This window comes from Salinivibrio sp. SS2 (genome assembly GCF_001722075.1).
In the GTDB taxonomy this organism is placed as follows: Bacteria; Pseudomonadota; Gammaproteobacteria; order Enterobacterales; family Vibrionaceae; genus Salinivibrio; species Salinivibrio proteolyticus.
In genome coordinates this window covers 1-11,172 of record NZ_MEBP01000004.1, presented here as the reverse complement: position 1 = coordinate 11,172, position 11,172 = coordinate 1, and the positions used below count along the sequence as shown (strand labels likewise).

General features: G+C 49.4%; 9 protein-coding genes and 1 CRISPR repeat array. All 9 genes read right to left on the bottom strand.

Translation table 11 applies throughout. The annotated features are described in order from the left end of the window. Positions 1-33: 33 nt before the first annotated feature. Positions 34-948 carry a type III-B CRISPR-associated protein Cas10/Cmr2 gene (locus BGK46_RS00415; RefSeq protein WP_069586496.1) on the bottom strand — a complete coding sequence of 305 codons (915 nt, stop codon included), beginning with the start codon at positions 946-948 and terminating at the stop codon, positions 34-36. 3 nt (positions 949-951) lie between these two features. After that, the gene (gene cmr1 / locus BGK46_RS00410) at positions 952-2,331 is read right to left on the bottom strand and encodes a type III-B CRISPR module RAMP protein Cmr1 (RefSeq protein WP_069586495.1); all 1,380 of its coding nucleotides are present in this window, start codon (positions 2,329-2,331) and stop codon (positions 952-954) included. Between the two features lie 506 nt (positions 2,332-2,837). Next, a complete protein-coding gene (locus BGK46_RS00405) occupies positions 2,838-4,097 on the bottom strand; it encodes a type II toxin-antitoxin system HipA family toxin (RefSeq protein WP_069586494.1) in 1,260 nt (419 codons plus the stop codon). After that, complete coding sequence (locus BGK46_RS00400) at positions 4,081-4,389, bottom strand: helix-turn-helix domain-containing protein (protein ID WP_069586497.1); 309 nt, start codon at positions 4,387-4,389, stop codon at positions 4,081-4,083. Before BGK46_RS00400 ends, BGK46_RS00405 begins: the two co-directional genes overlap by 17 nt. Positions 4,390-4,594: 205 nt before the next feature. After that, positions 4,595-5,162: direct repeats of the CRISPR family, unit length 28 nt; unit sequence TTTCTAAGCTGCCTGTGCGGCAGTGAAC. A gap of 150 nt (positions 5,163-5,312) precedes the next feature. Further along, the gene (cas6f, locus tag BGK46_RS00395) at positions 5,313-5,960 is read right to left on the bottom strand and encodes a type I-F CRISPR-associated endoribonuclease Cas6/Csy4 (protein ID WP_069586493.1); all 648 of its coding nucleotides are present in this window, start codon (positions 5,958-5,960) and stop codon (positions 5,313-5,315) included. Between the two features lie 9 nt (positions 5,961-5,969). Beyond that, positions 5,970-6,953 carry a type I-F CRISPR-associated protein Csy3 gene (gene csy3, locus BGK46_RS00390; protein WP_069586492.1) on the bottom strand — a complete coding sequence of 328 codons (984 nt, stop codon included), beginning with the start codon at positions 6,951-6,953 and terminating at the stop codon, positions 5,970-5,972. Positions 6,954-6,969: 16 nt separating this feature from the next. Next, on the bottom strand, positions 6,970-7,962 hold the full coding sequence (gene csy2, locus BGK46_RS00385) for a type I-F CRISPR-associated protein Csy2 (RefSeq protein WP_069586491.1): 993 nt from the start codon (positions 7,960-7,962) through the stop codon (positions 6,970-6,972). After that, a complete protein-coding gene (csy1, locus tag BGK46_RS00380; RefSeq protein ID WP_069586490.1) occupies positions 7,962-9,311 on the bottom strand; it encodes a type I-F CRISPR-associated protein Csy1 in 1,350 nt (449 codons plus the stop codon). The genes csy2 and csy1 overlap by 1 nt, the downstream gene beginning before the upstream one ends. A gap of 38 nt (positions 9,312-9,349) precedes the next feature. Then, positions 9,350-11,083: a hypothetical protein gene (locus BGK46_RS00375; protein WP_069586489.1), complete on the bottom strand. Its 1,734-nt coding sequence runs from the start codon at positions 11,081-11,083 to the stop codon at positions 9,350-9,352. Positions 11,084-11,172 lie beyond the last annotated feature (89 nt).

The following is an 11,172-nucleotide window of genomic DNA, read 5'->3' as shown; positions in this document are numbered from 1 at the left end:
GTTGATGATCTGATCGCCGCTAGAGTGATAAGTTCAATGATTTAGGAAACAACGCCATTCACCGTCATAAGGAAGTTTTTGATAATAGCCTTGGTTACCTTTCACTGCGGTAACGCGCTTCGCTTCATAAAAAGGCTTATAAAGATCATTAAGCCTTTGCAAATGGTCATCAGATAAGCTTTGTAACCAAGGGTCGACGACTACACGACTAAACGGCGTGAATTGCTCATGTTTACCAGCAAGGCGCTTAACGATCCCGAGCGCATCTAGTGACTCTTCATCTGTCAGGCCTAATATACGTTTCTTTCTCTCAACCTCATTGAGGCTGAGGTTCAGCTTTTCCGCCACTGTTTTATTGGTTAACGCATGCGTGAGCGCGTTATTCGCGCCATCCAGCGTCGATTTGTGCAGCCCTGAACGGTTATCTTGCATGGGCAAAAAATCACGTGTTCGCTTACGCGCGTGCAACAGCTCCCCAAGACGCTGAGACGCGGATTGGTAGTCATCAGGTTTAAATGCCACCCATGCAGCAAACATTTCTAGAATATCGTTTTGTTGTTGCGCCCAATATTCGGGTTCGATACCCACTTCACGTAAGTTTTCTCTGTCTAATACGTCAGAAAAAATGGCCCCGAGTTTTGAGGTTGCTGCCTGCTTCGCTCGTGCAATCTGTTGCTTTAATGCTTCTTCATTGTTCGCGCTGACAACCGCACGCACAACATTTGCGATGTTGGCTTCAGGCTCCCCGCCCTCAGCCTGCTCACTGACGTTAAGATGAGGGCTTGGAAAAATACGCGAGCAATGCGGTTTTCCATCTAGCTCAGCGGCTATTGCACTCGCGACTTGCGACAACAGCCACGAGCCACACCACAAATCTTGTGAGCGTCTCCCTGCTTCAATCAAGCTTTGGACTGGGCCAACGCTGATCGCGACTAAATAGTCCGTCATCAATTATCCCTTTTCGAAAAAATCTAGAAATGCGTGGAGTGGATCGTTAGCACGTAAGCGACCATTATCGTTCATGGGCGGAATGCGCTTTGCCAATTCATCCCGCTCATGCTCAGAAGACGGCCAGCGCTTTGGAGGCTCTTTTGCTGATGCAGGCGATGAGTTTTTTGGGTGATCCTTTTCATCTTGTTGTGATGTAAGCGATAAGTCCAAGTCTGCTGACAATGCACGTTGCCAGTCAGGGAGGAGCAATACAGCTGGCAACCATTTACCTGATTCACTTAAATAGGGCTTCAAGATAAGTGGGCTAGCCATTCGTTTTCTCTCTTGCCCTGCAAGACCGAGAGTATGATCGTCAGGATCGGATTTATCTTCACCTTTGTTCTTCTGGAAGTGAAAAACGATCGGCAATCCAAACGCTGCGCGTGGGAAAAGATTTATATTACTATTTTTTGGTCTGTGCTTTTCAGACCAGCTACCTGATATATTTCTAACCGAGTCCGCTTCAGGCCATCGGCTTTGCCCTGCGGGGGAGTTAGAACTCTCATTAGGGTAGTTCCGCCCGATTCCCTTTCCTTGACGAAACGATCGGAGCTTATCCACAGCCAAACGCCAACAATCGATGGGACCACGTGCACTACTATCCGAGAGCGTCACCAAGCGTCCTCCTCTCTCTGCAACTTCCTGACGAGTAACAACACGAAGGTTGTCTTTTGTCAGTTTTATGGCTCCAAGACCTCGGCGAGTTCGTGATCCGATACCACCAAAGCTAATCCACCAACGTATGGCTTCTTGTACTTCGAGCATTTGTTGTTGACTTAGTCGCATATCACCGTATGAGTTAAAGCAAACCTTGAGAGAGAAAACCAAACCAGGTTTAGCTATCTTTTTAGGCTTTTCTTCAATGTGTGTTTTATCTTTAGTCAACTTTCCTTGTGCGGAGAATAGCGCGTAAGCATGGCCTAGTTCAGCGTTTGGTTTTGGCACGGTTTTGTATTTGGATCGTGTGCCTCCACGACGCTCATAGGTAAATGATGGTACATCCCCATTATATCGAACATTGTCTACTTTGATTCTAACCTTGCTAGCCTTTGCTCCATGGTCACCAATACCACCCCAAATGGCTTCTTCCGCGCTGCGTAGTCCTTTAGGGTTGTCCGGACCACACGCGATACGCCACCAAAAGCGCAAATGACCACGAATCGCACTCGCGCGAATAGGCATGGCTTGATCAATTTCTCCAGCGAGCACACCGCCGCCATACATGGGAGTGACAAGTTGGCATTCGTAGCTTTCCCAGCGATTTTCATCACTCTTATGCGCTATCTGCTTCAACTCCTCATTAAGCGCTGCAAAGTCTTTGCGCTTCGTTTTTCTTCGCATTCCAACACTCCATTTTGTCAGGCGACAAGCTAGGCAAAGTATGGCTACTCTTTCATACAGCTCACTAATTTAACATGGTTTGCATGGTTAAAAAATGAATATAGGTCAACCAGTTACGGGTATCCCTCATTGACACTCTTAAGCTGCCTGTGGGGCAGTGAACACTTTGCTCGGCACCTACTTCAATGATTTGAATTTCTAAGCTGCCTATGCGGCAGTGAACTTAAAGCTGTTACGCACACCCGATGAGCTAGAATTTCTAAGCTGCCTATGCGGCAGTGAACATTCCACATGCACTTCGCCGTTTTTGTCCAGCTTTCTAAGCTGCCTGTGCGGCAGTGAACAATAGACTAACCTAACAATCGTCAGTGACAACATGCTGTTAGGATACAAATCGTCTTTTACCTTTGTTAAAAACCCCTTTCCATAAAGCTTTGTATTTATTGCTTATTTTTAAATAGCCAAAAAATAAGGGTAAAAAGGTGCCGGCTTAGTTCTCCGTTGGGTTACGAATCGATGGTGAAGTCCTTGTGCAGGGCCTTCCAATGATCACTTAGCATCGCTTTGTGCTCCGTTAACATCGGTAATTGCGCAAGTTGATTTGGCCAGATATCTCTCGCCAAGTTGATCGTATCCAACAGATGCGGTTTGATCATTTGCCACGGCACACCTACATCTTGCGACCAACGTTCGAAGTGACTCAAACTAATATCATACCAACGCTTACTTTTCCCCATTTTCAACGCAATGTTGTCATATTCAATATAAGGCTGCGTAAAAACCACATCATAAAGCGGTGCTAATCGCGGCAACATACGGTCGGGGTAACAGATCGTCCAGTTTTTTAAGTGCGCATCACCATTCCCGAGCAAGATATTAATCAGTAGCCTGCGTGCCATTTGCTGTATGTCTTCTCGTCCATTAGCACTCTCACGATATAACACTTTCCCCAACTGCTCATAATTCACTTTTTGATATTTATCTGAAGGATATAAGCCAAACACCTGAGCAAAATCCTCCGCATGTATTCGGCCATCCGACCCGCGATCAAAGCGTTGTATGCCATACGCAAAGGGCTCGTTTGGTAGCTGAATATTGGGTAAGCCCTCTAACTCAGCCACATTGATCAAACGTATTTCAGGAACTTCGGCGCCGGCCTGCGCAGCAAGCGTCATACACGTGAACTCGTTGAGAGGCACGCCTTTATGCACGGTTGAGGGTGTTTTTATGATCCATGAGTCTTCATTAGCATCGTGATCAATATGGTATCGACCATCGCGGTGCGATGAAGAAAACTTCATCTGCACGCCGGCTAATGAGAATTTACTATCAGCATGTTTAACATCAATCTGCTGCGGTGCGGTTGAGAGCCTTTGCGCCAATGCCCAACGCGGTAACTCCCCCGCTTTAATCGGCGTCGCCACAATGGCTCCGGGCAGGTTTTTACCCATGTATGCCAGTATCGCGAACTCATTGTTTGTATGACACTGTAACGCCTGTGAGACGACGTCTCTCAATGCGCCTTCTGGGAGCAAGTTGGAGAGCACTGGCGGCAGTTTATCCGTGCGAATTTGTGGTGTGTGTAAGTATTGCGGATCGCGACGTTGCCTTAACGAAAAGGTTAAACGCTCATGCTGAGAGGAGGCGATAAACGCCGGATTGAACGTGAGAATATTCTTCCCGCCCGCGTAATGCGTAACAACGGCTACATCAACGCCATGCAGTTGAATGTTCAACCCCTCAACGTCTTCACTGGTTTTGGTCATCGCTATGCTCCGCCCCTAACCAAAAGTCGAGATCGTCGTTATCATCATCTTTATAACAATCAAGGTTTACTGGCTCATCAACCATCTGAGACATTTTGGGCTCGAGCGTTAATGTCAGGTCGAGCCCTTCGAGCACGCGCAGTAAAGTCGATAACCGAACATCTCTCCCCGCTTCTACTCGCTGATACTGCTGTTGTTTCATGCCAATACGCATGTACATGTCAGACTGCTCTAGCCCGAGTGATTTGCGACGCGCTTGCAATGCGCGCGCTATATCTTTAAGTGACACCATCACACCCTCAAACAACTTTAATGTTGTATTACAGCTTATATACAACATATTAGTTGTTATTTAAGGAATTACAACCTATTCATTGTTTAATAAGTCACAATATCAAAACTAGCATGGTGCATTGACATCAGTTGGTATAAGCGCTAATCGTGACAGGCGCCCGTTGACAGTTTTTATATATCCAACACCGTAGCGGCGCTTGTGTCACCTACGCTGCCTGTGCGGCAGTGAACAAGCAGCAATCAAAGGCATTTATGACGCAGTGTTTCTAAGCTGCCTGTGCGGCAGTGAACAAATGTTTGGTCAGCTACAATAGTGACTCGTATTTCTAAGCTGCCTGTGCGGCAGTGAACAACAGGCAAAACACCGGGCTGACTTTTAGAAATTTCTAAGCTGCCTGTGCGGCAGTGAACCCGTTAGCGCCGCTTTCATTTCTTTTTGTGCGTTTCTAAGCTGCCTGTGCGGCAGTGAACCGATTAACCCACCAATAGCGGTGCCAATGCCCTTTCTAAGCTGCCTGTGCGGCAGTGAACTCCACTTCTAGCGTGATGTTGTCGCCGTACTCTTTCTAAGCTGCCTGTGCGGCAGTGAACACCGTCAGGGTTTTAGGTGTCAGCGTGGTGATTTTCTAAGCTGCCTGTGCGGCAGTGAACTCATGAAGGGCGAAGCGAACAGTGCAATGAGCTTTCTAAGCTGCCTGTGCGGCAGTGAACATGAACAAAGGAACCCAAACATGATTATTTCATTTCTAAGCTGCCTGTGCGGCAGTGAACAATAGAGTAACTTAATAATCGTCAGTAACAACAGGCCGTTAGGATAAAAATCGTCTTTTACCCTTGTTAAAAACGGCCTGCCGTAAATAGCTGTATTTAAAGTCTATTTTTAAAGAGCCCCAAAAGAAGGGGTAAAGAGGGGTTTCCCCCTCAAAAACACGGTACCGCAGATTGCTGATCGGACTCTCGTCGGCTGAGCCCATAACAGGTAAATGGTTGGCCGTTATTTGGCGGCTGTTTGGTCAGTTCCCGTTCGATATACAAAGCAAACTCGGTATTTAGCTGCCCTGCTCGTTTTTGGCTCGACAGGCTGGTGACTTGAATAAAAGGCAGCGACCAGCGTTTGTCGTCGGTTTTGATGTTTTCCAACAAACGACGCTTTACCTCCTCCTCATCGTAACCATTTTTGCTGGCAATCGCGGCCGCACGCCGGTCGAGGTTTTTATAAAGTCGCTGCGGCGATTTGTAGTTCCAACGTTTGAAGTAAGCATAGTCTTGCACCCCTTCAGGCACGGGCTTGACCGCTTTAATATGCACGTAATCGGTCAGGCGTGACAGCCATCGATGAATATTCAGCTGCTCAAATGCCGCCTCGGTTTGCGCAAACAAGCGCAACCGATGACCGAGTGGGAAATCACCTTGGCGATAGTCCGGAAACCCCACCGCAATGGCCGATTGATTCGGTCCGATTTTGTTTTCTGCCAAGGCAATGTGCACTTGCTGAAACACCTTGTGCCAGAGAAAATCTGCCGAAATATCTGTGTCGGGCAACAAGGTGATATCAATGTAATACTGCATTGTGCCTCCTTATGCGCCAAACACGCCGCCGCGGATCAGCATCGCCATAATGTAATGCTGCTGTTCGAGCGCTGGGGTTTTGTCTTTTAACATCCAACCATCGAGCAAGTTGTAAAAGTCGTTCTTTTCTTTGGGCTGACGATACGCCGCCCCTCGGTTAGTCACCGAGCCATAAGGTTCGATAGCGATTGCGCCCACTTCGTCATAGGCAGGATGCCAAGTATCAATAGTGCGCAGCGCGTTGCCGATTTTTTGTGAGTGCATCGCGGCTTGGCCATCTAATTGATACAAGAATTTACTTTTGTCGCCTTTACCGCCGCCCATTACCAGCTCTTGAGAGGGGTAGACCGCTTGCCCTTCGCCCAGTTGGCAGTAGGCTTCAACATGAATAAGCGCATGCGCTTCTGTTAAGCCATATTGGATCACCTCTGCCAGCGCGGTGACATCCGGGTGCGCGTCAAAATCGTGCAAGCTAAATTCGTAGCTATCAAAGTTAAATTGCTTCTCGCCTGCGGTGACCACCACCTTAACTTGCTCGGCACCGACACGGTTGCGCCACAAAAAACGCCCATTGGCAATGTTGTGTGCGTAACGTTGCGCCAGCTCTTTAAAACCGGTTTCTGATTGATAGTCACGCACTTTATCAGCCAACGCTTGCTGATAGTCCGGATTGTTACAGGTTGACGGTACATGTAGTCCGCTGAGCACACGCAGTGAGAACGTCACTTTGAGCGTATCGGCATCATGCGGTAGTGCCGCAACATCGACCGTTTGTAGGTTCGCTTTAGATACTTCCGCATCTAGCTTAGCGGGATCATTGGCGGTGGCCGCTTTTAAGCGGTTGGAGATAGTGCCTCGCACTGATTTTTCGCCCACTTGAATGGGTTGCCAATCGCCTTTTTCCCAGTTGCCCGCATACATTAGTGCATCCGAAGGCACCAGTTTCGCTTCAAAGGCAAGCACGGAAGGGGTAGTCAGTTTTTTATCAGCCATGATGAAATCTCCTTAGTTACAAAAAGTCGGGGTCAAAGTCAGTGTTATCTTCGGTTGTGGGCACAACGTCAGGTTCAATGGGTTCGTCATGCGTTGCTGCCGTCACGCGGGCAAGGTACCAAGGGTAATCACCGTGATAACGCCAGCATGCCTCGTCGATATCGGTGAGACGATGTACGCTGCGCCACTCTCCCACGCTGTATGCTGCTTCCACAAAGCTTACCGGCACATCCGGATCGCGCACATTGGCGACCTCGCCTGCGGCATAACAAGGGGAAATAGCGCGGTAGCCCGTCATGATCGGCACTAAATATCCAGGCTTGGGTTTGGCTACGCGCTGCCATTGCGCCGGCACGGGTTGGTCATCATCGTTAGGCACGTGTTCACCATCGGCGACAGCGTGGTGCGTCAGCATGGCAAACTCACACCAAGCATCAAATAAGCTGGCCTGCGCATTGTGTTGCAATAGCTGTTGATGATGTTGAGCGAGATAATCTCGTCTATCACAAAGGGCAAAGCCCGGCATGAGACGGCGCAAGGCTTTTTTCTGCATACTTGCGTCCGCGAGCAATTCAACCTCACCAATGGTTAAGATCTGTCCACCTGCGAGCCGTCGCTGAGGCGCCAAATCTTTCACCTCCGCGATCAACTGTGCTGCGGCGGCTTTATCACCGGCAATCAGTCCCTCAACCTCAATCAGCAAAGAGACTTGCATATTCATGCGCCCCTCTTCATTGATTGATGCCGTTTCACCTTTGGCGGTGACCGGATTACGGGTTAAGGCAAAAACATAGTCGCCCCACCCTTTGGGCTGCCGTGCATGAACATTATTTTTGTGGCTCACCACGGTCACACCACCCAAACGCAATCCCATCGCATCAGGGAGTTGACGTGATAGCGCATGGGCAAAACCAAGAAAGTGCGTGATCGCCGGAAAACCATAAGTCAGCCCCGCGATCGCATTCGCGTTTTGCACCTCAATGTGCTTAAGCAATAGACACTGTGCCATTATCGGATCTCCTCAAATTGAGGCGTGTCGCGCTCAAACGCTTTTAGCTGGGTTAGGAACACTTTGCGGATGTAATCAAATTCCGTATCACCAAGCAGATAGTGTTGTTTGTCCTCGAGCTGGCGCAGTAACCAAGCAGCAAAATCAGAGGCGACAGTGTCCAGCCAGTCTTGTGCCTCACGCTCACGCTTAAATTGCGCGTCGGGGTTGTACACATCCAGCCAAAGTGCATGTTCACGTTTTAGTCGGCATGCCTTATCATCAGCGCCTTTGCTCCAACCGGCTGGGACTTGCTGCTGAACCCGCGCGGCATAGTCAAACACCAGGTCAGTGGGTGGCAGAATAAAGTCATGATCACGACGATAACGGGTGGCAAAGTTGCGGTCCCGTTCGGTCAGGCTTGCCAGAAAGGCGCGAAAATCGTGAAGCAAATGGCTGGCTTGGTAGGCTAAACGGCGGTTGAAGATGCTGGTTTGCTTGCTTGGATTCTCCGGCTGCTGCTGATAGCTTGGCGGCGCAGCATTGAGCAAAAATCCCTCGCCTTGACGATTACTATTTAATAGTGAGATGTTCTGTTTATTTGCTCCGCCAAAAGCTTGTTTAACAGTGTGCGGAAAAATTTCCCATCTCTCCGGATGATAATGCTGTTTTTTCTTTGCCTCGCGAATCGCTTTAACGTTCTCCCCAAACCGCGTCGCACGCACCTTGTTATACAGTGTGTGCGCAAGGCTGGATGAATATAGCGGGCAAAGTAGGTGATACTTGTCTTCCTCAACCGGAAAGTAGGTTTGCTTAATTAAATTATGGGCTGACAACGTCTGATCATTCAAAGCCAGTGAAAAGCCCGCACGCCAAGTCTCTAGCAAGGTAGCGTCATCAGTGAGTGGCTTAAGCGCGTTGATATGGCCGGCTTGCAACTGAGAAATGAGCGAATCACCTTCCACATTGACTTTTAAAAAACGTGCCACATCCATAGCAGCCGCATTGCCGACCGCATCAATGGCTTTATCGGTCAGCGAATAGCTGGTGAGGTGGCGAGACTCACTCTTATCGACCTCAGTGACCAGCATACTAGTTGCTTTAGCATCGCCGTGAGTAAACTTAGGGCAATGGGTGGCGAGGCTGATTTGCTTGGCCCGTCTTGCGGCGTCTGTAATCCAGCGAATTGGCTCATACTTCGCTTCGATCGGAGCAGCTTTCTCTGCGTAATCGGCATTGGCGATCGCCACTTGCTCTTGGCTGGCGGCGGCTTTTAGGGCCTTATCAAGCGCCTTTTGCACGGGTTCGAGCTTCACCTGCTTATTCTGTTCGATATACTCGAGCAGCGCATCATATAGGCTATTTTCCATAAGCGCTTCCTTTATCCTGTTGTTCCATTAATTTTTCTTTATTCCCGATAAGCACCCAGCTGTGGGTGCCAACACCAAGTGATGTTTTGGCCTTCTCGCTCAGCCGCGAGACGTATTTCGCCCAAATGCTGGCTCGCTTTTTTAACCGGCCATTCCAATTGGTCAGCAAAGTGCTGATAAACAGCTTCCGGATCAACGTCAAACCACCAATGGCAACCGGCTGCCATGGACGTTTCGACGGGGTTAAAACGATATGATTGATCGTCGTATTGGTAGGGATAACGTGAAGTATCTAACTGCTGCCAAGCCAGCGTGTCATCGTCGTTATAAGCCAGCACAAAGCTTTCTTGGCGCTGACTGTGACGAAACGGGGTGCGCCGGATCAGCTCGCCGCTCCAACTGGCATGTTTACCGGGCGAACGTAGCCCAGCGGCTTGGCTGACAAGCGTATCGTTCCACCAAAGCTCGGCTTCCTTACCGGTTCGGAAAAAGTCAGAGTGATACTTTTCCCCGCCCGTGAGTTCTAGCGTAAAGCGCAACGCACGGTGCTCTTGTACGCCCCAGTGGGTCACCGGTTTAGCAGCTTTTTTTGCCGACGACGCAAATATAAAGGCCGATTTTTCCAGCTTGGGGATTTCCTGAATACGCGGCGTAGCGGAAATTGCAGTTAGTCCCTCACCAAGCGTGACCTTGTAACCTTTTTCGAGCGGGACAGCTGCGCTTTCAAAGCCGGGCTTACAATAAGCGGGATGCTGGCCTTTAAGCGCACGAACATTCTGATCGAGCACATGAATATTGGCGGTTGTTGGCGTTTGCTGACGGTGACGTTGTACCCGCCCCGCCAACTGAATTAAGGCACGCATTGAACTCGGCTCGGCAATGGCCCAGTCGTAATCGTGATCACGTCCTACTTCCACCACCGCCGTGCCCACCACCACAAACATCAGATGTTTGGCATCACAGTGTTCAATAGCATGACGAATCTCCGGCTGTTCGAAAATCGCCCCTTCATCATGGCGATTTAACGCCACATCAAGACGGCTTTCTCGATAAGAACGCAACGCCAGCGGAAACTGGGAGTGGTAAGGACAAATAAAGATCGCATGATCCGGTTCCGGTGAGATTTGTACCAGCGTGCGAGTCAGCGCGACCATGGGGTTAATATTGGCCATGCGCACCACGCCTACCGACACTGTTTTGCCGGATGCATGAGTTTGATGATGTGCATGGTGCAACTGATGAATATGGGTATGGATAAGTTGCGCTAGCGGCCCAAAATCGAGGTTAGGTTCGCTGGGTGTTGGGGGAACAGCCAGAGAGGTAATCGCGGAGGTATCTACCGTCTTCCCTTTGCGCAGCACCTTTTGGGCGCCCTCTAATCGCTTAACACGTTTGGCGACAAATTCGCGGTGGTAAGCCACGTATTCGGTTTTGTTCGTTATCGTTTGGATCTCGCTGGTAAATTCATCAAACCAGCCGCAAATAACAGACGTGCTGTTTGTCGTCGCGCTGTCACCAAACTGGGCATGATTAAACTGCGCCCTGCCCGCACGATAGGCATCAAATAAACTTTTTACTAATGAAGGCGGCAAGGTGGCCGATGAGAGCAGCACCCGTGACCCTAACATACCTGCCCAATTCACCAAGCGACATAGCGCCGGTAAGTCTTCAAGACCAAAATCATCCGGCTCATCAAGGACTAAGTCAGTACTGAGTAAACGCAACATGGGCGCAATTTGATGACCGCCGCGCAGGCTTTCAGTGGCGGGCATCAGATGATCTATCGTGCTCACTAACACCGGCGCACTGACCAATTTCTCCAGCTTAGGCTGATTATTCAGGGCTCTTCACCGGATGTGGT

Coding starts and splice junctions, on each gene's coding strand:
- cmr1 (WP_069586495.1), bottom strand. CDS start 2,331: ATGCGAAGAAAAACGAAGCGCAAAGACTTTGCAGCGCTTAATGAGGAG.
- BGK46_RS00400 (WP_069586497.1), bottom strand. CDS start 4,389: ATGGTGTCACTTAAAGATATAGCGCGCGCATTGCAAGCGCGTCGCAAA.
- BGK46_RS00375 (WP_069586489.1), bottom strand. CDS start 11,083: ATGCCCGCCACTGAAAGCCTGCGCGGCGGTCATCAAATTGCGCCCATG.
- cas6f (WP_069586493.1), bottom strand. CDS start 5,960: ATGCAGTATTACATTGATATCACCTTGTTGCCCGACACAGATATTTCG.
- csy1 (WP_069586490.1), bottom strand. CDS start 9,311: ATGGAAAATAGCCTATATGATGCGCTGCTCGAGTATATCGAACAGAAT.
- BGK46_RS00415 (WP_069586496.1), bottom strand. CDS start 948: ATGACGGACTATTTAGTCGCGATCAGCGTTGGCCCAGTCCAAAGCTTG.
- csy2 (WP_069586491.1), bottom strand. CDS start 7,962: ATGGCACAGTGTCTATTGCTTAAGCACATTGAGGTGCAAAACGCGAAT.
- BGK46_RS00405 (WP_069586494.1), bottom strand. CDS start 4,097: ATGACCAAAACCAGTGAAGACGTTGAGGGGTTGAACATTCAACTGCAT.
- csy3 (WP_069586492.1), bottom strand. CDS start 6,953: ATGGCTGATAAAAAACTGACTACCCCTTCCGTGCTTGCCTTTGAAGCG.